This window comes from Microbacterium sp., assembly GCF_051953575.1.
Lineage (GTDB): Bacteria > Actinomycetota > Actinomycetes > Actinomycetales > Microbacteriaceae > Microbacterium.
Window position 1 is genome coordinate 44,271 of record NZ_JBQCIP010000316.1, and the last position, 22,932, is coordinate 67,202.

Below are 22,932 nucleotides of genomic sequence, written 5' to 3' on the forward strand. Positions count from 1 at the left end.
GGCGACGCTTGTGAGCATTCGGCCAGCTCCTAGACTCGAGGTGCTCGACCGCGCCCAACTGCTCCCACCGCTTCCAGGGGCGGACTCGCGACCGCACGCGTCTGAACGTAGCCCACTGAGCTCAAGCGCCAACGCTGGTCAGCGATCCGATGAGCTGACCGGTGCCGGATCCCAGTCCGAAAAGGCCTCGCCGCCAACTCGGCGCGAATGGCTTCAGCAAAGCAGAGGGTTGCGCCGAGCCACTCCGTCAGATCGGTCGCGGTGCCAGGCTCAGGTAGCCGCGCAGAAACGAGGAAGCCTCGCCCATGTCAGGCGAGGCTTCCGAAGCTGTTTGCCTAGTAGGTGGCCAACTGCCGCCACAGAGGCAAGGCGCCCTCGGAGCGCCGCGCGGAGTCTTCCCATAATTCATCGCGATCACGATGCGATCCACGAACTGCGATGCCAGCGATTTCCTTCGAGTCAGCAATGAAGCTCTCGCCGAACGAGGCCGCTAGGGTGGACGCTTCAGCTGTCTGAATCATTACCTTCATCCTTCTTGATCCGGCCGATGAGCACGTGGCTACTGATCTGTAGCAGCTCGCCGATTTCGTCGAGGAGCGTCTCAACCACGGGATCCACGTCGATCGGAAGCATGCTAGCGGCTTCCTCTTTGTCGATAACGAACCCGTGCTCAGGATAAGCATTGACGAGTCGGTTCGCCACCTCTTTTGCGCGGTCCGGGCCGGCTACCGGGGTCATCAGGCGAACAGCGTAGTCTTCAGCGACCTTCAGCACCCGTGACTGCTGGGTGTAGTGGATGGTGTCGATCTTTTCGACCATCGGAGCCTGGAGCTTGGCGGCGAAGTCGAGCGCGTACGGAAGCAGCGTCTCCATCTTCTTGCCTGTGCGGCGGAGGAGGAAGAGCATCGCCTGGTCGGCCTGCGTGATTGCTGCTTCGGTGATGCGATCGAGCGACTGGACCTCGTCCAAGGCAGAGCCCCACTCTTCGCGCTCGTGGGTGAACAACTGTACGTCGAGGGGCCCAAATTCTGCGCATGAGCCCATGTACACCTTCTCGGCACCGAGAGACAGCAGTGTTGCGGCGCTCTTGGCCCAGACAGGGACTCCGACCGAGAAGGATGCTGTCGAGCGCTGGAGCAACCGGGCGATGCGATATGCGGCATCGGCCTGTCCACCGGGCGAGTCCAGCACGAGCACGACGTTCTTGTCGCGGACCTCTCGCGCGAGGCGCCGCACCTGCTGGTAGACCACGTCATTCAGGGACTCGACGCCGGCAGGACCATTGCCACGACCGTGGGTGATGAGTAGCACCTCCGCGTTGGCGTGCTGGCCGATCGCCTCGAGACGGTCCAGTAGTGCTTGATCGGGCGCATCTCCGATCACGATCCCGTCGAACGAAACGTTCTGCGCGGGTCCGGGCGCCACGGCCTCAGCTTCTTCACCCGTTGGCAGCGCATGTAGGTCTGGGCCGTCGCCCGCCGTAGGCACGTCCACGGACTCTGCCGAGTCAGCTACGTCGGCCTTCGCCTCGGCCTCCACGCCGCCAGCGGCGTCCGGCGACGGGAAGGCGTCGCTCTCCGGCGTGATCCTGGATTGCGCCACTTCGAACTCCATCCGCGTGAGTAGTACCGATCATCGTAGCGGTCAGGAACCGAGCGATTACCGACGGACCCGAGGCGGGGCGCTGTGTTGGGGCGCTGTGCTGCGGCGTTGCCGCGGCACTTCGACTTCGACTGGCTGGGCTTGGCGCGCAGCGCGGGCTATCGCGACGTTTCGCCGGGATGCTGACACGCCGGGAGACCCGAAGCTAGCGCGGACAGACAGGCAGACGGTCGGACCGCCCACCCCCGGACGGACGCTGCCGAGATAGCTTCTATCGCCGAGCTGCCTGCCGCGCGCGACGGTGGGCGCCAGTCATATTGATGCGCCAGCTGACCATGTCTTCGCTGGCGCCATATCGCCTCGCGATGTCGCGGACATCGTTACCGCGTCGGAGGGCGGTGACCAGGCCGACCTCGTGGATCAGCAACGCCCCGGCCATCCACTGCGCCTGGTCCTCCATCACTTGGTCCCATTCCCGGCAGCCCGACCCGTCGACCGCGGGCGTCGGATCGTGGAGCAGTAGGCCGTGGCCGAGTTCGTGGCAGATGTTGCTGGCTTGCCGCGCGGGGGAGTGTGCGTCGTTGTGCAGGATGATGCGCCCGGTTCCGTGGAAGACCGTTAGACCGGAGAAGGCGCCTGGGTCGCGTGAGAGGAAGTACTCACTAGCTTCCGGGTTATCCATTTGGAACTCGGAGAGTCTGAGGACCGGGATTTCAAGATAGTCGGCGAGGACGAGTGGGTCCAGGCGGTCGAACGGGCTCAATCCCAGCTCGTCTCGGGTCTGGTACGCGAGATCGGTCACGTGTTTCTTGACGAATCCGGCGGTCGGTGGCATCGGCAGTACCTCCAAGATGTGCTGGCGGCTACTTCTTTCGGAGTTGGTTGTAAGAGGTAGCGATGATGCTCTCGAGCGCCTGAGCCGCGTCGGGCGAAAGGTTTCTGTCAGCGCGAAGGTAGGTCGAGATCATCGCCATCGTTTCCGGTTCAGCATCGGTCTCCCCACGCTTAACGAAGGTGTCAGCCTTCAGATCGCTCCACGAGGCGAGCGCAGCGAGTCCGTCAACGTCCGGCCGTTTGCCCTGCGCCATGCGGGTAAGAGTGGACGCGCTCACTCCAGCCTGCTCAGCCACCTGCTTCCAGGTAAGGCGTCGTGCCTCTCGGGTCTGGTTAAGCGCGGCATAAAAGGCGGCGGCGTCGAAAGTGCCCTTGGCCATGGTTGTCCCCTTGATTCGACTTCTGCAATCGTGTGTTAGAATAGAGTTCGACTCTTGCAATCGTGAGAGTTCCAGACTAGAGCAAGGAGCAGGAATGTCCACCAACGCCGCCGACAAGATCAAGCAGCGCGTGACCACCGTCACCGTCAATCGCAAGCCCGTCGATCTGCCCGACAAGCACGTCACTGGTCTGGAGATCAAGCAAGCAGCGATAGCGCAAGGAGTGGCGATCCAGCTCGACTTCCAGCTGTCCGAGAAGAAGGGCTCGAAGCTCCGCCCTGTGGCGGACGGCGACGCCATCACGGTCAAGACTGGCGACGAGTTCCGGGCGGTCACCGGCGAAGACAACTCCTGACCATGGCCCTCACTCAGGAAGTCGCCGAAGCACTTGAGCAGCTCGCCGAGTCCTTCCCCGAAGCCGCCGTCACCCACCGGGAGGACGGAACGGGCGGAGCATTCGTCAAGGTGGAGCCGCTTCCGATGGGCGGCCGCTTCAATGTGCGGTTTTCGTGGATCGGATTCCACCTTGTGTACAGCTACCCCGAAGCGCAGGTGTACCCGCACTTCTGCGTCCCTGCGCTCACGATGAACGACGGCACGGCCCTACGGTCGGAGGACGGATTCCAGCAGACCAATTGGGGCCCCGACGGCGACACTGAGCCCGTCACGCAGCTTTCTCGCAGCAGCCGAAACTGGGATCCCGACATCGACACCGCCGCTGCAAAGCTGCACAGGATCCTGGATTGGCTGCGCGGATGAATGCCCCATGGTCAGTTCACATCACGCAGGATGACTGGCGCGCGTTGCTCGCACATCTTTACCCCGGGGACCGGGACGAGCACGCCGCCATCCTCCGCTGCGGTCTGGCGCGAACACCACGGGGAAACCGGCTGCTGGTGCACGATGTCCTCTACGCCGTTGACGGAATCGACTACGTCCCCGGCGACCGCGGATACCGCAAGCTCACCGCAGATTTCGTGCTGCAGACGGCAGAGTCATGCGCAGATGACCAGCTAATCTACATCGCCGTGCATTGCCACGGCGGGACGGACCGTGTGGAATTTTCCGAAATCGATCTGGCCTCTCACGAACGGGGATACCCTGCCCTCCTGGATATCACCGAACGTCCCGCTGTAGGGGCGCTCGTCTTCGCTCGCAACGCGGTCGCCGGCGACATTTGGCTCGCCGACGGAACCCGCGTCCCCATCGAGCACCTCGAGGTGCAGGGGCGCCCACGCATCCGCTTGCACCCGGAGCCGCGTCGCCCCGCACACGCCGGGGAAGCGTACGACCGGCAGTCGCGGCTTTTCGGTGATCGTGGGCAGGACATCCTCGCCACCCAACGGATTGCAATCATCGGCCTTGGAGGTGCCGGCTCGCTCATTAACGAGTACCTCGCCCGCCTCGGAGTCGGCGAACTGGTCCTGATCGATCCCGACCGTATCGAGATCTCCAACCTGCCACGCGTCGTCGGTGCCCGCCGCTGGGACGCGCGAACACTGCTTACCGCGGAGGGACGCCCGGAGTGGCTGCGCCAGTTCGGGCGGCGGCTCTCCGCGCGCAAAGTGGACATCGCGGCACGCGTGGCACGAACGGCTTCGAAGACGGTGACTGTCACTACCGTCTTCGATGACGTCCTCGAGCCTGATGTCGCACAGCTGCTGACCGCCTGCGATCACATCTTCCTCGCCGCCGACTCCCACTCGGCCCGACGGTTGGTTGACGCCCTGACTCACCAGTACTTCGTACCCAACACGCAAGTCGGCGCCAAGGTCTCCCTCGTCGAGAGCACCGGTGACGTCGCAGACGTCTTCTCCGTTGTCCGCTCCAGCCTTCCCGGCGTGGGTTGCCTTCGCTGCGCGCAGCTGATCAGCCCGATCCTCCTCCAAGAGGAAGCAAAGAGCCTGTCGGAGCGCCGTCGACAGCGGTACCTCGACGATGAAGAGGTACCCGCACCCAGCGTCATCACGCTCAACGCCATCGCAGCAGCGCACGCTGTAAACGACTGGCTGATGGGCATAACGGGGCTCACGTCTGATCTCGTGGACCCCGACCGGTGGATAAGCTTCCATCCGCTCGCCGACGACATCGTCGAATACAGCCAACGCCGCGACCCTCGCTGCCCCAACTGCGGACCCGCTCGTTTCGCGCGCGGCGACGCGAAGCGACTCCCCACGAAGGTCCGCTAGACGATGCCATACTCGGTCGTAAGTCGCCGCGCGCAAGTTAAGCGGAATACCGTGCTGCCTCACATCTACACCGATACAGACGTGACAATGGAGAGGCTGCAGCGATTCGCGGTCGCCGCTCACGAGGAACAGGTCGCAACACTTGCGGCACTGCGGGCGGCGCACGCGGATGAGAGTAACTCGCTGTCGCTCGGTTTCGGGGGGATCGCCGCGGCTTTCCTGATCGCGCTAATGGTGCCCGCCTCTCCAGTCTTGAACGGCATGACACTAGACACCATCGCCGAGTGGACCAGCCTCCTCTTGGTGAGCGTCGGGCTGGCTCTTGTCGTTCTAGCGGCGCTCACCCCGGCCATGTTCCTCAGCGCGCGGGATGCGGCACGCCGAGAACGGGCAACGGTCTGGCTCCGTGCATTCGAGGAAGAGCTCGCTCGATACCACCGCAAGCGGGGACGCGCCGCGCGGCAGTGGAAACGCGCGCATTGACGCGTGTGGCCCTGGCCAGGGGGTGAAGGAGGAGGGCGAAGTCGTGCTCTGAGGTAGGGCGAGATCGATTCCCATGCGCGCATCGCCGCACTGGCTCCTGCGGGGAGGACAAGCGCGGTGCCGCTTCGCTCCGGTCAATTGCGATCTGCGCCAGGCTGTCTAGCTTCCACTGGACAGCATCCGATAGCCCACATCGGGAGAATTTCGACGCTGGCTGATCCGCCGAGCGTGCGGAAGCCGCGAGACGAGAGCGCGGATGTCCGTGGCGAGGGCGCGCTCAACCCACGCCCACGTGCAAGATTCGCTGAGATGAAGGAGTGTTCGGTGAGCTGGGCGACTGATCGATGGCTGATATCGCTAGCTAAACGACCACCTCGCCTCCGGCCACGATCCGAAAGGCATCGGCCGTCGAGGTACGGCCCGAGTTGCGGCAAGATCGACCCTATGGGCGGATTCAGCGGCAAGCACACCTATGGAGCATTCTTCAACGCGGGAAAGATCATGGAGGGAAAGGTGGCGTGCCCCACGTGCGGGGAGTCGACACTGCATCCCACGGGCCATGTGATGAGCTTGGAGCCAACAAAGGAGTACTCACCGACCGCCAGCCTCACGGCCTGGTGCGAGTGCGGGCAAGCCGTCGTGATCGAGTTCGGCAACTACAAGGGTCACTTCGCTATCGACGTCTTAGCCATGACACCCCTTAACGTTGCCCTCTAGAACGCCAATCCTGCAGGAGTGGGCAGCCTCACGTGTCTGCGTGGCTACGACGTACTACATCCCGATCCCGCGCCCCGCGCTCGGCGCCCCCACCGCCGGCCCCGTAGCCATCGCCACCTCGCGGTTCCGCGCTGCGCGCCGCACCTCCGCCTCGGCCGCTCGCAGCGCATCCTGCATTGTCAATTCCGGAGTGCCGCGCTGCATCGAGTCGGCGAGGTACTCGCGGGCCTCCGCATCCGTCCGCGCGACAACGATCGCGACGTTGTGCAACCGCCCGCGCGTGAGACCTACGTAGAGTCCGGCGGCATCGACGTCCGGCCCGACCACTGAGGCATCGGCGGTATCGCCCTGCACACCATGCACGGTGGACGCGTAGGCGAGCTGCAGGTGCTCGCGCGCGTACTCCGTGGACACACGCGCCGCCTCGCCGCTGTCGCTCACGGACACAAGAGACAGGTACTCGTCGCGGATACCGCGCACGATCCACTGCGCGCGATTCTCGACTCCCGCAAGCCGGTCGTTGCGACGGGTCTGCACGGTGTCGCCGACGAGTATGCGCTGCTGCCCGATTCCCCACGCGGCGACGCGGACGTCGAGCTCGCCCTGATCGACTCGCCGCTGCTGGATGGCGTCGTTGATCGCATCCGCCTCAGCATTCGTGCCAGATACCAGCGTCACCCGCTTGCCGCGTGCGTGCCAATCGAAGTACGCGTCGATCATCTGGTCACGCGCCGCGTCGTGATGTTCGACCCGGTCGACGTGACCGCGTTCGACAAGCTCGCCCGCAACCACCAGAGCACGCTCGCGATCGCCCGCATCCCGGAGGCGCAGTGTGAGCGCCGCATAGTCGGGATCGCGGAACCGATGCACGGTGTCGAGCTCGACCGCAGCGTTCGAGTGCCGGATCGCAGAACCCATCGCACCCGCATGTCCGACCGGCAACGCCTGGTGCGTGTCACCCACGAACGCCAGCCCGACTCCCTGCTCGATCGCGAGCTCGACGAGCACGTTCGCCGTCTGTAGGTCGACCATGCCGGCTTCGTCGACGACGATCCGATCGCGAGAGCGCAGCACGTATTGGGTTGGTCCGCCGTAGATGGCGCCCGTGCTGGGATCGACTTCTCCCACTCGAAGCCTGGTCCACAGCTGCGCGCCCGCCTCGTCGGTGCCCCATCGGTAGCCGTGGTCCAAGAGCAGCGTATGAATACTGGATGCCGCGGCCCCGACCTCGCGGGACGCCACCGACGCCCCCTTCCGAGTGGGAGCGACGACGAGCATCCGCCGCCGCTGCGACGTGAGCGCAGCGAACGCCGCGCGCAGCATCGTCGTCTTGCCCGCGCCAGCGGGGCCGGCAACCGTCACGAGCCCGTCCGTGCCGGCGATGGCGCACGCGGCAACGCGTTGTGAGGCATCCAATATCGACAGATCCTCGTTCGGGGCGAGCCGGTGTAACTCGCCCGGCAGCAGGGAACGCCCCGGTTGGGCGAGCGCGTCCAACCGGCCGGCGAGACGCACCTTGGCGCCTAGGGTCTCGGTCGCCATGAACGCCTTCAAGTGTGCCGGCGGATCCTCCGCGACCAAGCGGTACGCAGCACGCGTGGCGCGCGACGTGATCTCGGCGATCACGCCGTCGAGCCGGTCACGCTCCGCGACGACGCCCGTTCGCGAGAGCGCGCGTATCGCTCCCGCGCGGATGTCGAAGAGGCTGAACCTGCCGCCGCATGAGGTGGACCGTTCGTCCGCGTCGACGACCGCTTGTGCGGCGAGCAGGTCCAGGTCGACGGCATGCGGGTCTGTCGCGGCAACGGGAATGGGCGCGCGGGGCGTGGTCAGGCTCGGATCGATCACTGCGAGCTCGTCGCGGACGTGCGCCTCCCAAGACGCCTCGTCGAGATCGGGCGGCTTGTTCGGACGCGCCACCGCCCACGCGCGGCGATCGATCTGCTGCAGCACCTCCACGCTCGGCGCAGATCCTCCGTGCGCCGCCGACCACTCCGCGATCAGGCGCGCGCGGTTGCCTTCGATTTGCGCTGACCGACGCGAGACGGGCCGGACGGCGTCGGCGAGTTCGGCTATCTCGCCAGTCTCGTCGAGCGTGTAACCGTGCCGTGCGAGCGCGGCGATCCACGCGGGATCCGTGCGGGCGGCGAGCTCGCCCTCGGCGTTGACGACGGTGTGGAGTTTCATCGCGACGCGCGAGTCGAGGTTCGACCACTTACCGTCCGCGCCGAGCACCTTGATGTTCAGCCAGAGGTGCCGGTGGATGTGCGGGTCAAGCGCGCGCGAGCGCCGATGCTGCAGCTCGACCACCTCGATGCGGGTGATCTCCTCGCGGATGAGCCCGCCGTGCCCGCGCCGCGCGTTGAGCTCCGTTTGCCACGTGAGCAGGATGCGGTCGCGCAGCCGGTCCTGCAGCGCTTCGAACTCGGCGGCGAGTTCAGGATGCAACAGCGCGGCGATGCTGTACGACTTCGGGTGGTTGAGCGTTCCGTCGAGCAGCAGGTCGGCGTCGGGGCTCAGCCGCTGATGGCCGCGCTCTTCCCCGGTGACCGGGTCGTGTCCGGTGAGCCAGATACGAAGGCTGCTGGCGGTGAGCTCGTCGGACGTGATGACGCCGTTCTCGACGATGAACCGCGAGACGGTTGAGTCGGAGGCGGCGCTGTACGCTTCGAGCGCGTCAATGCCGGGGGAGTGGTGGAGGTGAGCATCGCAGGTGCCCTCGAACGCGTAGCCGATCGCCTGTCGAACCCCTCGGGATTCGTCACCTCGCTTCCATCGTTCGAGGCCTCCGCGCATGCGGCCAGGATAAGGTGCGTTTTGCTCGTTATCCAGGGATTTTTGTGGTGCGCAGGTATGTGTAGGGAAGTGCGTTCAAAGGGTGTTGCTCACCCACGGTGCCTGCGTGCATCGCTGGATCGCTGGTTCTCCTTTTCTCTTCTTGGCTCGGTTCTTCCTTCTCCTTTCGGGGCTCGGTTCGTCTTGGGTCTTGGGTCTTGGGTCTTGGGTCTTGGGTCTTGGGTCTTGGGTCTTGGGTCTTGGGTCTTGGGTCTTGGGTATCGTCTGTGTGCTCTCGGTGCGTCGTTGTAGTCCTCTCGGATGCCGGGCGCTTGTCCGGCTATGGCGACACTCCCTTCTATACGGGGGTGTCGCGCGCGATGCCCCACTATGCCGCGAGGCTCGTTAGATGGTGGCCATGGCAGGTATCGCATTCGTATGTGCGGATTTCGTGGCGACGTGTCGAGAGCATCGCCTCGGCGGCACGCTGACGCAGCGTCGCCGCACTGTGAAGCGCCGAGACGGCCTCGCGGTGGTCGCGGAATCGGATCTCGCCGCACGGGTGCGATCGGTGCAGTGACATCAGCTTCCATCGTTCGAATCGCTCGCGATCTGGCTCAATGCGGCGCTGCGACCGCTGGGGAGTCCTCACGACTGGAGGACTCCCCATCCGCAGAGTGCTACGCGGCGTCCCGCGCTTCGGCGGCGTCCAGCTCGGCGAACTTGGCCGCCATGGTCGGGTTGCCCTTGGTGAGCTTCTTGACGGTGAGCGCCGTCGCCTTGTCGTTCGCGAGGCGGAGGTTGTTCTCGGATCCGAGGAGGTTGTCCTTGACCTTCTGGAGTCGATCGATTGCGTTGTCGATCTCCTTGATCGCGGTATCGAACTTGCCCTTGGCGAGCTGGTAGTTGCGACCGAACGCGGACTTGAATCCCTCGAGCTCGGACTCGAAGTCGGTGATGTCGATGTTCTGCTTCTTGATCTGCTCGAGCTCGGCCTTGACCACGATGGTGTCCTGGGCGGCGTTACGCAGCAGCGCGATGATCGCGAGGAAGAACTGCGGGCGGACGACGAACAGCTTCGGGTACAGGTGTGAGACGTCCGTGATGCCCGTGTAGAGGTCGGAGTCCTCTTCGAGCATCGAGACGAGCACCGCGTACTCGCAGCCCTTGTCGTTGCGGTCCTTGTCGAGCTTGGCGAAGAAGTCGCTGTTCTTCTTCTTCGTCGCGGTGGCGTCGGACTCGTTCTTCATCTCGAACATGATCGAGACGTACTCGACGTCGTCATCGCTGAAGTCGCGGAACACGTAGTCGCCCTTCGTGCCGGCGGACGCGTCGTTGTCCTTGCCAAACTGTGCGTTCGGGAAGGCGAGCGAGCGCATGCGGTTGAACTCGATCTCGCAGTGCTGCTCGAGGGTCTCGCCGAGGAGCTTGACCGAGAGCTTCGCCTTCATGTCCTTGTAGCGGTCGATGAGCTCATCCTTGAGAGCGAGCTCCTTGGTGTGGGACTCCTTGAGCGCAGCGTCCTTGACCTTCTGCTCGGCCGCCTGAAGCTCCAGCTTGCTCTTCGCCTCGTTGAGGTTCTTTTCCGCAGCAGACACAGCCTTTGCGACAGCCAGCTCCTGGTCGGTCGCCGCCGCCTTGAGCTCGGACTTGAGCTGCTGGATCTCGGTGTCCTTGGCGGCGCTCACTTTCTGCGCCTGCTGGGTTGCGTTGGCCACAGCGAGCGCGATCTCGGTGGCCTTGGACTTCTCGGCTTCCGCGAGACGTGCGTGAATCTCGTGCTCGAACTCGGTGGTGCGCACCTGCTGCACGATGTCGGCGTACTGCGCCTCGTCGATGGTGAAGAGGGTGCCGCAGTGCGGGCACTTGATCTCGTTCGAGGCGATGGTCGATGTGATCTCAGTCATGGGTATCTCCAGAGAGGGCGTGAGCGAGTCCCGCAGGCGGGGCGGCCCCCAGTAGCGCCCCGCCTGCAGCAGCGACGTGATGCCGCCGGAACAGATCGTGGACTAGATTCGTTCCTCGATGGCATGATGGCCTGATAAGGGCACTTATCAGGACAAGCGTGGGACAGTTGGCAGTTCCCGGTACCTTGGTCACATGTCCACAGCGCCCTCGCTCCTCATCGACCTGGCTGGCGTCGCCCGGCTGGCCGGCGTGCAGCGGCCTGCGGCATCGATGTGGCGTTCACGATTCGCGTCGACTGCTAATCCGTTTCCACGGGCTGTAAGTGAGAAAGGCGGGCGGCCGCTGTTCGAGGCTAAGCAGGTCGCCGACTGGCTCGTCCGCACAGGGCACGGGAATAATCCGGAAGCACGCGAGGATGCCGCGGCAGCGGCCGCCCCGGCGGACTTCTCGTTCGCCGACTCAGACGCGGTCTCAGAACTGGAAGCGCTCATCACCCTCTACTCGCAGACCGATAACCCGGGCGAGCTCACCCAATCGAAGATCGAGGAGGCCGCGGCCAAGGTCGACCCTCTCGATGAGATGCTCCAGGCCGAGATCTCCGCTCACGTGCGACGGGGTGCGCCATGGCTCGAATACTCAGTTCATCTGATCGACGCGACGTACTCGCCGTCGGCCGCGTTGGCGCTCGTAAATCGTCGGCATGCTGTGTCGCGTCGAGCCGCCGGGTCCGCAGGGCCGCTCGTAGCCGACGCGGTCGCGCTCGTCGTCGACGCCACGCTCGCACTCCTTGGCGACGGCGATGCCGTGACCTTGGATGGTGGCGACGCCACGCTCTCCTTGACGCTCGCGGGCAGACTTGGTGACGACGTGAGCATCGTGCTGCGTGCGGAAGCTGACAGTCGGCGAGTTCGACGCCAGCTGCGTGTCGAGGGTCATTGGCTCGCTGATACAGAGCAACCCGCGACCCGCTCCGTCGTTGTCGCGCGCGTTCCGTCTGAGCGAGGCGACGACGTGGCAGGGATGCTGCGAGCGGTCGACGAGGTCTCCTTGTCGTTGCGTGATTCGGACGCGGCGGTCGTGGTCGGCCCCGCGAGGACCCTCGTCGATCCGTTGGCGCCCACCGACGAGCGGGCGCGCGTCGACATCCTTCGTTCTGGCCGGGTTCGGGGCATCGCGCGCCTGCCGGCCGGCCTGGTCGACAGCGCGACTCGCGAGTCGCTAGCGCTCTGGGTGCTTGGCGAGCCGATAGGCGAGGTCACGCTGGCGGAGCGAGTCACCGCGCTTGCCGATCTCACCGCGATTCCGCTCACTCCCGCTGCGCGCGCCGACCTCGTATCGGATTTGATCGCGGGGATGGGTAGCGGACGCGACATGCGCGAACACAAGTTCCGGTTCGTGACATTCGTGCGGACGACGTCGTTGCAGGCACGAAGCGGCTCGCTCGTGGCGTCGGCGACTCGGAAGCCTGCTACTACCACGAAGGCGGCAGAGCTTCCCGCTCGTCTCGACATCGCCGCTGACGCGGTTCGTGACGACATCACCCCGAAAGAGATCGTGCCCGATACCCACGATGTCCCGCGAGCCATGTCAGTTCCCGAGCTGATCGATGCCCGACACTTGAGAAGGATCCAGGGCACCCGCCTTGATCCTGATCTGCTGGGCTCGGAAGGACTCATCGTCGTGACGTCATCCGATCTCGACAACCCTGCGGCGATCGGTCGCACACGCGTCGACCAGCTCACGTTTGCAACGCAGTACCCGAACGCGCAGCTCAGCCGCCCCGGCGATGTGATCTTCCGCACCAGCCCGACCGCGGCCGCGTGGGTCGACACCGACGGTACGAAGGTCGTCGCGTACCCGGCTCGCGTGCTGCGCGTCACAGCGGGCGACCCTGGCGGACTCGTACCCGAGGTCATCGCCGCCGACATCACCGGCGCGACCGCCGGCCCCGGGGCATGGAAGCGATGGATGCTGCGCCGCGTCGCCCCGCACACCATCGCGCCGCTGCGCCAAGCCCTCGCCGACATAGCGACTGTTCGAGAAGACCTTGAGGCCCGCGCCGCGCGCCTCACCGACTATGCCGCGTTGATCGTCGCTGGTGCGACGTCGGGAGCGGTGACCATGATCGATACGAACCACGCCGCCGATGCGGCATCCACGCAGTAAGGAACACGCATGCCCCGCACACCGAAAGCCGCCGCGCAGGCGCCGTCGACGATGAAGGAGCTGAAAGACACGCTTTGGAAGGCGGCCGACAAGCTGCGCGGGTCGATGGATGCCTCGCAGTACAAGGACGTCATCTTGGGGCTCGTTTTTCTCAAGTACGTCTCGGATGCCTTCGACGAGCGCCGTGCCGGCATCCGCGCTGAGCTGACCGCCGAGGGCTACGACGATGAGCAGATCGCCGAACTCATCGACGACACCGACGAGTACACCGGCCGCGGGGTGTTCTGGGTGCCCGCGAACGCGCGGTGGGGTTTCCTCGCCGAGAACGCCAAGGGCCTGGGGCCGTCGATGGACACCCACGAGAAGTCGATCGGCGCGCTGATCGATGAAGCGATGGATGCCGTCATGCAGGCGAATCCTCAGCTCTCGGGCACGCTCCCGCGCATCTTCAACCGCGACAGCGTCGACCAGCGCCGCCTGGGCGAGCTCGTCGACCTGTTCAACTCGGCACGGTTCGCAGCCCAGGGACAGGGCGGATCCGACGGACGCCGCGCCCGTGACCTGCTCGGCGAGGTGTACGAGTACTTTCTGGAGAAGTTCGCGGCCGCCGAAGGAAAACGGGGCGGCGAGTTCTACACGCCCGCCGGAGTCGTACGGGTGCTCGTGGAACTGCTGCAGCCGACCCACGGCCGCGTCTACGACCCAGCGTGCGGATCGGGCGGCATGTTCGTGCAAGCCGAGAAGTTCATCGACGCCCACCATGGCGAGGGCAGCGACATCTCGGTCTATGGCCAAGAACTCAACGAGCGCACGTGGCGCATGGCGAAGATGAACCTCGCCATCCACGGGCTGTCGGGCAACCTCGGTCCGCGCTGGGGCGACACCTTCGCGCGCGACTTGCACCCCGACCTGCAGGCCGACTTCGTGATGGCGAATCCCCCGTTCAATATCAAGGACTGGGCGCGCAACGAAGACGACCCGCGCTGGCGGTTCGGCGTGCCGCCGGCTGGCAACGCGAACTACGCGTGGATCCAGCACATCCTCTCCAAGCTCGCTCCCGGCGGCCAGGCCGGTGTCGTCATGGCGAACGGTTCGATGTCGTCGAACTCGGGCGGCGAGGGCCAGATCCGCGCCGAGATCGTCGAAGCGGATCTGGTGTCGTGCATGGTCGCACTGCCGACGCAGCTCTTCCGCTCGACCGGCATTCCCGTATGCGTCTGGTTCTTCGCGAAAGACAAGGGAGCGCGGGCGGGCGAGGTGCTCTTCATCGACGCCCGCAACCTCGGCCACCTGGTCGACCGCGCCGAGCGTGCGCTGTCGGATGAGGACATCGCGCGTATCGCGGGCACGTTTCACGCGTGGCGAGGAATCGAGTCGGGTGCCGCACCCGCCGAGTACGCGAACGTTCCAGGTTTCTGCTACTCCGCGGCCCTCGCCGAGATCAAGGCCGCGGACTACGCCCTGACGCCCGGCCGCTACGTTGGCGCCGCCGAGACGGCGGACGACGGCGAGCCGATCGAGGAGAAGCTCGCCCGCCTGCGGGCCGAGCTGGAGGCGCAGTTCGCCGAGTCGGCGCGGTTGGCAGGTGTCGTGCGCGCACAGATCGCGAGAGTGTCGTGATCTCCGAGTGGCCTCAGGTCACACTGAACGACCTGACCACCCGCATCACGTATGGGTTTACCAACCCTATGCCGACGACGGACGCAGGCCCCGTGATGGTGACCGCGCGTGACATCCGGGATGGTCGGATCGACTACGAGACCGCGCGCCATACTGACCTTTCGGCGTACCGCGACCTGTTGACAGACAAGAGTCGCCCAAATGTCGGTGACGTACTCCTCACGAAGGACGGCTCAATCGGTCGAGTCGCTGTGTGTGACCGATCCGATGTGTGCATCAATCAGTCTGTTGCACTCCTTCAGCTGAATGACCGTGTCGACAGTCATTACTTGGCGTACCTGCTTCGCTCACCCAAATATCAGGACTTGCTTGAGCAGGGTGCGCAGGGTTCGACGATCAAGCACATCTATATCTCGCGTGTGGGAGAACTCGCCCTCCCCCTGCCGCCGCTCCCCGAGCAGCGGGCAATCGCCGAGGTGCTGGGCGCCCTCGACGACAAGATCGCCGCCAACACCGCCCTCGCCTATGCGGCAGAGCAGCTACTTCGCACGGAGATCGACGCGGAGTGGCTTAGCAGGGATGACCGTTCGTCGACACTCGCCGACTTCGTGGAGCTGAACCCGAAAGTCACGGTGCCGCGCACACAGTCAGCGATCTACATCGATATGAAGCGGCTGCCCGAATCAGGCTGGTCTATCGACGGGTTCGACTACCGCGAGCCGAAGGGTGGTGCGCGATTCCAGAATGGCGACACTCTCCTCGCGCGCATCACACCGTGCCTCGAGAACCGCAAGACCGGCTATGTGGACCACCTTGATAGCGACGAGGTCGGCGTCGGTTCAACCGAGTTCATCGTGTTCCGGTCTCGGGACATGATGGCTCCGCCAATCTCGTTCCTCCTCGCAACTGCCCCTCGGTTCCGGGAATACGCTGTTCAGCACATGATCGGGACGTCCGGGCGGCAACGAGTGGCAGCATCCGATCTCGCTGCCTTCGAGATGCCAACTCCCGACCACAGCTGGCTTGTCGAGTTCGGTACTCGTGCGACGACGCTCTTCACTGCCGTTGCCGCGCACGACGCTGAGAACCGCACCCTCGCCGCAACCCGCGACGCCCTGCTCCCGCAGCTCATGTCGGGCAAGCTGCGTGTCCGTGATGCGGAGGAGGCAGCATCCCGAGCCGGCGCGTGAACGCGACCGGCCTCGAGACCGGATAGATTCACAAGACTGCACCGTCGCATGTATCTGGGGGATACACCGCATGACCAGCACTACCGCACCGCCTTTGGCGACCCCGCCCGCACCGAAGCCGGCGAAGCGGACGCCGATCTGGGCGAAAATCCTGCTCGTCGTCTTCATCGTTGCCCTGATCGGCGCTGCTGCATACGTGGGCCTCGCTTGGGGGCGAGTACTCGGCGCTACCGAGTCTCGCGACGTATCGGTCATCCGCTCCATCACTCGCGAGGAGCAAGTGGTGCTCGTGACGACGGGCGTCGGAGACACGCTCGAAGAGCGAGGCGACGGTCTTGAGATCAGCATCCCTGGACTGGAAGCTCTTGCGTTCGATTTGCCGGGAAGCGACCGTACGTTGCTCGTTCGCTACGACTTCGACGCCAAGCTCGGCATCGAAGGGAAGAAGGTCGCCATCGAACGCGTCGGGGACGACTCCTATCGCATCTCCATCCCAGATTTCATCTACCTGGGCTACTCGAACCCCGACATCTCTGTGGTCAGCGAAAAGAATGGCGTCCTTAGCTGGACCACGCCCGAGATCGACAAGCTCGCCGTGATCGAGGCAGTGCTCGACGATGAAATGGTCGCCGACACGATCGAGGGCGCAAGGCCTGTGCTCGAGGAGCAGGCGAAGGAGTTCTACTCGAACATCATTCACGCGATCGACCCATCGATCACCCTCGAGTTCGAGTTCATCTCATGACCGCCGCACGGAAACAGCAAGGAGCATCCGCAGACATGACCGCAGAATCCGCGACCGACGGCGAGGCGCCGCGCATCGACGACCAGCCATTCATCGACGCGACCTCGCAGGCGAAGTCCCGATACGGCCGCTTCAACCTCGCCATCATCGGCGGAACAGGCGTAGGCAAGTCGTCGCTCGTGAACGCTGTGTTCGGTCGCGATCTCGCGAAGGTCGGCAAAGGTCTGCCTGTCACGCAGGGTGCGCACTATTACCACGACGACTCACTCGGCATCTGGGATCTTGAGGGGTTCGAGATCGGCACGGAAAAGCGGCCTATCGAGTTGCTGCACGAGAGTCTGGAGGTGATTTCACACCGTCCCCCGAACGAGCAGATCTCGGTGGTCTGGTACTGCGTGAACTCGCACTCAGACCGCCTGCAGCGGCCTGAGATCGACATGATCCGAGACCTTAACGCGAAGGGCCTGCCCGTCATCCTCGTGCTCACGAAGGTCGATTGGGAGAAGAACCCCATCACCAACAAGCGCACGGTGCCGCTCGACACGAAGACGTTCGTCGATTGGCTCAACGAGCCCGTCGATTCGCATGACCAGCCGATCGTCGTGCCGTATCGCGAGTTCGTCCTGACCTCGACTCGCGACCGCAATGGAAAGGGCAAGGGGCACGGCCTCGGTGAACTCGTTGCGGAGACCCTCGCCCTCTCGCCCGAAGACGAGAAGGATGCCTTTCGCATCGCACAGCGCCTCAACCTTCCCTGGAAGCGCGAGCTGGCTCGTCCGGTCATCGTCACAGCCGCAGCCGCCGCGGCAACGGCAGCAGCCGTCCCTCTTCCGGTCGCTAACGCGGTCGCTCTGGCGCCGGTCCAGCTCGCGATGATGGGTCGCATCGCAACGATCTACGACCTCGAACTGAAGACGATGCTTTCCGCAACGGCGCTCGCCCAATTAGCGACACAGCTCGCCGGGCAGTCGCTGGCCCGTGGCGCACTCGCGCTCATTCCTGGGGCAGGGAGCGCCATCAACGCCGGCGTTGCCGGAGCTCTCACGGCCGCAATGGGCGAGGGGTGGCTGCGTCTGTGCGAGCAAGTACACACCAGCAAACTCGACCCCGCCAAGGTGGCCGACGAACTGGGCGCGTACGTGCCCGGGTTCCTCGACATCATCCGCAAGATGGCCGAGCAGAAGATCGCGAAGTCATGAGGGGCGTCATCTGATGGCATTCGCAGTTGTCGATTTCGAAACCACGGGCATCCTGCCCTCGTACCGTCACCGGGTCGTCGAGATCGGGGTCACCCACGTCGAAGATGACGGCACGATCACCGCGCGGTGGGAGACCCTCGTCAATCCCGAACGCGACCTGGGGCCCCAGAACATCCATGGCATCTGCGCCGCCGACATCCTGGATGCGCCCGTGTTCACCGACATCGCCGCGGAGTTCGCCGATCTGCTGCGCGGACGGGTGTTCGCAGCACACAACGCCACATTCGATCTGCGGTTCTTGCACGCCGAGTTCGAACGGGCCGGGTACTGGCTGCATGCCGATACGCCAAGCGTCTGCACGATGGCGCTCGGATCGAGCTTCGGTCTTGGCGCATCGTGCTCTCTGGCACACGCGTGCGCCACGTGTTCCATCGAGCCCGGCCGCTCGCATAGCGCCGGCTCCGATTCCTACGCGACCGCTCAGTTGCTCGCGCACTATCAGCGGACGAGCTCCACGTGGCCCGGATGGGCAGAGTACTGGCAGCGCACCGCAGAGACCGGACGGGCGCACGAATATCCCATGGGCCGGCGGACCAGCGCAACTGCCAAGCCTCGGTCTACGGCATACGTCGCGCCCGCGAGCTTTCTCGAGCGCATTTCGACCGAGTCTGTGCGGGACGCGGTGGATGGAGCAGCGGCCCAGTACACCGCGCTTCTCGATCGCTGCCTGCTCGACGGGATCATCTCGGTGAGCGAAGGTGCGCAGCTCGGCTCCGTGGCCACGGAGCTCGGTCTGACGCGAACTGCAGTTCATCGCATCCACCGCGACTACTTCGTCGAACTTGAGCGACGTGCGTGGTCAGACGGAGTGCTGACGGAGAACGAGAAGGCTGACCTCCGCGCGGTGGGCGCTCTGCTCCAGCTCGATGACGACGACATCGCCGCGGCCGTCGATGATGTCCGCCCCGAGGTGGACGCCCCTGCTTCCGAAGCGTTCGCGCTTGTGACGGGAGATCTGATCGTGCTCACCGGTGACATGGTGCGTCCACGCGAGGTCTGGGAGGCTGAGCTGCGCGACCGCGGCTACCTGCCGCATCCGACCGTGACCAAGAAGGTCAAGCTCGTCGTTGCCGCCGATCCTGACTCGCTCTCGGGCAAGGCGAAGAAGGCCCGCGACTACGGGATCCCGATCGTCAGTGAAGACGGACTCGCAAAGCTGCTCGAGAGGTGATGAGCGATGACGGCGCTACCTGAATCTGCGTGGGAGCAGGACGCTCTCGAAACGCTAGCCGAGCCGCTGGGGTGGCGGCCGGCGAAGGGCGAAGAGATCGCCCCCGGAAGCGGCGAACGCGATACGTGGGACGACCTGCTGATCCGTCCGCGTCTGCTCGAAGCACTCCGGCGACTCAACGCGGGCGTGCCGGGGGAGTACCTGCAGCAGGCCGTCGCCGAGATCGCGTCGCCGAAGTCACAAGATGCGATCACGGAGAACCATCGCATCCACGACTATCTCGTCGGTGGGTACCCACTGAGCTACATCGACTCGGACGGTGTCGAGCAGAATCCGCGGCTTCGCCTGCTCGGCACCGATCCCTCCGACAACGACTGGCTCGCGGTCAACCAGGTCACGATACGCCAGGGCGATCTGCATCGCCGGTTCGACATCGTGCTGTTCGTCAATGGGATGCCGCTCAGCATCGTCGAACTGAAACGCGCGGGGTCAGCATCCACCGGCGTCGCCCCGGCGCACGCGCAGCTGCAGACGTACCTGCGCGAGTTTCCATTGGCGTTTCGGTTCTGCGTGCTCACCCTCGCGAGCGACGGAATCGAGGCCAAGTACGGCACGCCGTTCACGCCGCTCAATCACTTCGCGCCCTGGAACGTCGATGACGACGGTGCGCCGCTCGTGCAGCCGAGAATCGAGGACGGTTCGTCGGTGGAACCCATCGACGACGCGCTCAGCGGGCTCTTCAACCAAGAGCGTTTTCTGCAACTCGTTCGCAGCTTCACCGCGTTCGACGAGAACGCCGACGGACTCACCAAACGCATCGCCAAGCCCCACCAGTACTTCGCGGTGACGAAGGCCGTGGGCTCGACCGTGCAGGCCGTCGAGACCAACGGCAAGGCCGGCGTCGTGTGGCACACGCAGGGCTCGGGCAAGTCGATGGAGATGGAGCTCTACGCGAACCTCGTGTCGCGGCATCCGAAGCTCAAGAACCCCACCGTGATCGTCGTCACCGACCGCACCGAACTCGACGGGCAGCTTTTTCAGACGTTCGACCAGAGTCTGCTGCTCGCCGAGAAACCCGTGCAGGTGCGCGAGCGCGCCCAGTTGCGCAATGAGCTGAGCAACCGCGTTACCGGCGGAATCTACTTCACGACACTTCAGAAGTTCGGCCTGACTGAGGCCGAGAAGCTGTCGGGCACGCAGCATCCACTTCTCACCGATCGACGCAACGTGATCGTCGTCGTAGACGAAGCGCACCGCAGTCACTACGACGATCTGGACGGCTACGCCCGTCACCTGCGCGATGCGCTGCCCAGCGCAACGCTCATCGCCTTCACCGGCACGCCGATCTCGTTCGCCGAGCGTGACACCCGTGCGGTGTTCGGCGACTACATCGACATCTACGACCTCACGCGGGCGGTCGATGACGGCGCGACGGTACCGGTCTACTTTGAGCCGCGCCTCATCAAGGTCTCGTTCGCCGACGGTGCGACCGAAGAAGACATCGACCGCGCCGCCGACGAGTACACGCTCGGCCTGGACGACACCGAACGGGCTCGGCTGGAAGCATCCGTTGCTGTCGTCAACGCCGTGTACGGAGCGCCCGAGCGCATCGAGACCCTGGCGGCCGACCTCGTCGGGCATTGGGAGGAGCGGCGCGAGCGCATGAAGCAGTTCCTCGAATCGCCGGGCAAGGCCCTCATCGTGGGCGGAACGCGCGAGATCTGCGCACGGCTCTATTCGGCGATCATCGCTCTGCGGCCGGACTGGCACTCTGATGCGCTGGACTCGGGGCGGATCAAGGTCGTCTACTCGGGTTCAGCATCCGACCAGCCGCCGGTGAGCGATCACGTGCGGCGGGATTCCGAGAACAGGGCGATCAAGGCGCGGCTGAAGAACGCCGACGACGAGCTGGAGCTCGTGATCGTCAAAGACATGATGCTCACCGGGTTCGATGCCCCGCCGCTGCACACCCTCTATCTCGACCGTCCCCTGAAGGGCGCGCTGCTGATGCAGACGCTCGCGCGTGTGAACCGGACGTTCAAGGGCAAGCAGGACGGACTGCTCGTCGCCTACGCGCCCCTCGCCGACAATCTTGCCAAGGCGCTGTCGGAATACACCGTCTCGGACCAGGAGAACAAGCCGATCGGTCGCGACGTCGACGAAGCTGTGGGTATCGCGACCGAACTGGTCGCGCAGATCCGCGAGATGCTCGCGGAGTGTGACTGGCGCTCGATCGCGGCGGAAGGAGGATCGCGGGCGTGGCGCAAAGCGGCCACCACCGCCACCAACTTCTTGCGGGACGCCACGAACCCCCTCAATGCTTCGGAGTTGGGACCGGACCGGCTCGCATCTCGTTTCCGGACAGCGACCGGGCGGCTCTCGCGGGCCTGGGCACTCGCGTCGGGCCGTGACGGGCTCGCGGAGCTACACGATGAGATCGCGTTCTACGAAGAGGTTCGCGTATGGATGGCGAAGTTCGACGCCGCTGAGCGGCAGGCGCGCGATGAGCCGATCCCCGAAGAGATCTCTCGCCTGCTCGGTACTCTGGTCGCGGACTCGATCGCGCCCGGAGATGTGCTCGACATCTATGAGGCGGCCGGCCTGCCCCGCCTCGCGCTCGACGACCTCGGGCCCGAGTTCCTCGCGAAAGCGCAAGCCTCGCCGAACGCGCACCTGGCCATCGAGGCGCTGCGCAAATCGTTGACGGATGCCGGCTCCGCGGCGACCCGGGGCAACCTCGTGCGGCAGCGGGCGTTCTCGGAGCGGATCGCGGAGATCATGAACCGCTATACGAACCAGCAGCTCACCTCGGCCGAGGTCATTGCTGAGCTGTTGCAGTTGGCGAAGGAAGTCGCGGCCGAGGCATCCCGTGGATCGCACTTCTCGCCCCCACTATCGAGCGACGAACTCGCGTTCTACGACGCCGTCGCCTCGAACGAGTCAGCGGTGGACGTGCAGGGCGAGGATGTGCTGGCCCAGATCGCGCGCGAACTCGTCGCCGTGATGCGGCGGGACGTGCGCACGGACTGGACCGTGCGCGATGACGTGCGCGCCAAACTGCGTTCGTCGATCAAGCGGCTACTGGTGAAGTACAAGTACCCGCCTGACAAGCAGCTCGAAGCGATCAAGCTCGTGATGGATCAGATGGAGTCGATGGCGCCGCGTTACGCGGACGAGCGGAGCACCCCGGCAAGTCCGACGGGAGCAGCATGAGGACCGGGGCGCGCGCGGTCATCGCCTCGCTCACAGCCACGCTGTTGTTTGCGTCGCTGACCGCTTGCAGTCGCCCGTCAAGCCGCGCGGACTCCGGTTACGGATCCAATGACGCCGGTCAGAGCTGCTCCGAGTTATTGGCAGCGACGATCCAACACGCCAGGACCGACAGCGGCGACATCAACTCCACGATGGAGGCGATGCGTCTCAATTGCTCGAATGAATCCGAGATCGCAGCTGACTACCTCGCGAACTCGTTCGACAGCGAGTTCCGGGTGGAGTCTTGCGATGAGCTGATCGGATACGGCACACGGACTGAAGCTGTCGAGCTCCTTGCTCAGGACGGGTGGTGCAGCTTTGGTGCGGCCGCAGAAGCGGCCACACCTCAATGGCCCAACGATGGCCTGGGCTGGGATCAAACGCACGATCACGTGGGCACAGTGCAGCGCGTATGTGGCCCGCTCATGAGCGCGCGCGAGACCGAGGACGGCACCTTCCTCAACTTGGGCAGCGACTATCCGTCCGCGGACCGATTCACGATCATCTTTTGGGACACGTACCTCGAACCGATCTCGACCGGTGTCACGCTCTGCGGGTCGGGAGAGATCTACCTCTACAACGGGGTGGCACAGATGGAGATGTGGGACCCAGCGGCGCTCGAGATTTGGAGCTGACCAGCA

At 64.8% G+C, this 22,932-nt stretch carries 19 protein-coding genes; 14 read left to right on the plus strand and 5 right to left on the minus strand.

Going from position 1 to position 22,932, the window contains the following annotated elements; all coding sequences use genetic code 11:
• Positions 1-504: 504 nt before the first annotated feature.
• The 3 genes from ACTHNQ_RS20405 to ACTHNQ_RS20415 form a co-directional block, all read right to left on the minus strand.
• On the minus strand, positions 505-1,614 hold the full coding sequence (locus ACTHNQ_RS20405; RefSeq protein ID WP_440335749.1) for an SDH family Clp fold serine proteinase: 1,110 nt from the start codon (positions 1,612-1,614) through the stop codon (positions 505-507).
• Between the two features lie 259 nt (positions 1,615-1,873).
• Entirely contained in the window at positions 1,874-2,437 is a 564-nt protein-coding gene (locus tag ACTHNQ_RS20410; RefSeq protein WP_440335750.1) for an ImmA/IrrE family metallo-endopeptidase, read from the minus strand.
• Between the two features lie 28 nt (positions 2,438-2,465).
• Positions 2,466-2,816 carry a helix-turn-helix domain-containing protein gene (locus ACTHNQ_RS20415; protein WP_440335751.1) on the minus strand — a complete coding sequence of 117 codons (351 nt, stop codon included), beginning with the start codon at positions 2,814-2,816 and terminating at the stop codon, positions 2,466-2,468.
• A gap of 94 nt (positions 2,817-2,910) precedes the next feature.
• On the opposite strand from ACTHNQ_RS20415, the gene ACTHNQ_RS20420 reads away from it, so the two are divergent.
• The 5 genes from ACTHNQ_RS20420 (at position 2,911) to ACTHNQ_RS20440 (ending at position 6,205) form a co-directional block, all read left to right on the plus strand.
• Positions 2,911-3,171 carry a multiubiquitin domain-containing protein gene (locus ACTHNQ_RS20420; protein ID WP_440335752.1) on the plus strand — a complete coding sequence of 87 codons (261 nt, stop codon included), beginning with the start codon at positions 2,911-2,913 and terminating at the stop codon, positions 3,169-3,171.
• Positions 3,172-3,173: 2 nt separating this feature from the next.
• On the plus strand, positions 3,174-3,575 hold the full coding sequence (locus tag ACTHNQ_RS20425; RefSeq protein ID WP_440335753.1) for a hypothetical protein: 402 nt from the start codon (positions 3,174-3,176) through the stop codon (positions 3,573-3,575).
• Positions 3,572-5,005 (plus strand): ThiF family adenylyltransferase, encoded by a 1,434-nt coding sequence (locus tag ACTHNQ_RS20430; RefSeq protein ID WP_440335754.1) that lies wholly within the window; start codon positions 3,572-3,574, stop codon positions 5,003-5,005. The genes ACTHNQ_RS20425 and ACTHNQ_RS20430 overlap by 4 nt, the downstream gene beginning before the upstream one ends.
• 87 nt (positions 5,006-5,092) lie before the next feature.
• The gene (locus ACTHNQ_RS20435; RefSeq protein ID WP_440335755.1) at positions 5,093-5,488 is read left to right on the plus strand and encodes a hypothetical protein; all 396 of its coding nucleotides are present in this window, start codon (positions 5,093-5,095) and stop codon (positions 5,486-5,488) included.
• A 444-nt stretch (positions 5,489-5,932) separates the two neighbouring features.
• A complete protein-coding gene (locus ACTHNQ_RS20440; RefSeq protein ID WP_440335756.1) occupies positions 5,933-6,205 on the plus strand; it encodes a hypothetical protein in 273 nt (90 codons plus the stop codon).
• A 54-nt stretch (positions 6,206-6,259) separates the two neighbouring features.
• Here the strand turns inward: ACTHNQ_RS20440 and ACTHNQ_RS20445 are convergent, their stop codons facing one another.
• Positions 6,260-9,001: an AAA family ATPase gene (locus ACTHNQ_RS20445; protein ID WP_440335757.1), complete on the minus strand. Its 2,742-nt coding sequence runs from the start codon at positions 8,999-9,001 to the stop codon at positions 6,260-6,262.
• A 388-nt stretch (positions 9,002-9,389) separates the two neighbouring features.
• Between ACTHNQ_RS20445 and ACTHNQ_RS20450 the strand changes: the two genes are divergently transcribed.
• A complete protein-coding gene (locus ACTHNQ_RS20450; RefSeq protein WP_440335758.1) occupies positions 9,390-9,560 on the plus strand; it encodes a hypothetical protein in 171 nt (56 codons plus the stop codon).
• Between the two features lie 100 nt (positions 9,561-9,660).
• On the opposite strand, the gene ACTHNQ_RS20455 is transcribed toward ACTHNQ_RS20450, so the two are convergent.
• On the minus strand, positions 9,661-10,887 hold the full coding sequence (locus ACTHNQ_RS20455) for a DUF2130 domain-containing protein (protein ID WP_440335759.1): 1,227 nt from the start codon (positions 10,885-10,887) through the stop codon (positions 9,661-9,663).
• Positions 10,888-11,080: 193 nt separating this feature from the next.
• Between ACTHNQ_RS20455 and ACTHNQ_RS20460 the strand changes: the two genes are divergently transcribed.
• From ACTHNQ_RS20460 to ACTHNQ_RS20495, 8 genes are all read left to right on the plus strand, one after another.
• A complete protein-coding gene (locus tag ACTHNQ_RS20460; RefSeq protein ID WP_440335760.1) occupies positions 11,081-13,054 on the plus strand; it encodes a hypothetical protein in 1,974 nt (657 codons plus the stop codon).
• Between the two features lie 9 nt (positions 13,055-13,063).
• Positions 13,064-14,674: a type I restriction-modification system subunit M gene (locus tag ACTHNQ_RS20465; RefSeq protein WP_440335761.1), complete on the plus strand. Its 1,611-nt coding sequence runs from the start codon at positions 13,064-13,066 to the stop codon at positions 14,672-14,674.
• Positions 14,671-15,864, plus strand: coding sequence for a restriction endonuclease subunit S (locus ACTHNQ_RS20470; protein WP_440335762.1), 1,194 nt, complete (start codon positions 14,671-14,673; stop codon positions 15,862-15,864). Before ACTHNQ_RS20465 ends, ACTHNQ_RS20470 begins: the two co-directional genes overlap by 4 nt.
• Before the next feature lie 70 nt (positions 15,865-15,934).
• Positions 15,935-16,609: a hypothetical protein gene (locus ACTHNQ_RS20475; RefSeq protein ID WP_440335763.1), complete on the plus strand. Its 675-nt coding sequence runs from the start codon at positions 15,935-15,937 to the stop codon at positions 16,607-16,609.
• Positions 16,610-16,644: 35 nt separating this feature from the next.
• A complete protein-coding gene (locus ACTHNQ_RS20480) occupies positions 16,645-17,808 on the plus strand; it encodes a GTPase family protein (protein ID WP_440335764.1) in 1,164 nt (387 codons plus the stop codon).
• A 13-nt stretch (positions 17,809-17,821) separates the two neighbouring features.
• Entirely contained in the window at positions 17,822-19,039 is a 1,218-nt protein-coding gene (locus ACTHNQ_RS20485) for an exonuclease domain-containing protein (protein WP_440335765.1), read from the plus strand.
• A 6-nt stretch (positions 19,040-19,045) separates the two neighbouring features.
• Positions 19,046-22,252, plus strand: a complete 3,207-nt coding sequence (locus ACTHNQ_RS20490) for a type I restriction endonuclease subunit R (protein WP_440335766.1) — start codon at positions 19,046-19,048, stop codon at positions 22,250-22,252.
• Positions 22,249-22,926 (plus strand): hypothetical protein, encoded by a 678-nt coding sequence (locus ACTHNQ_RS20495; RefSeq protein WP_440335767.1) that lies wholly within the window; start codon positions 22,249-22,251, stop codon positions 22,924-22,926. Before ACTHNQ_RS20490 ends, ACTHNQ_RS20495 begins: the two co-directional genes overlap by 4 nt.
• The last annotated feature ends 6 nt before the right edge of the window (positions 22,927-22,932 follow it).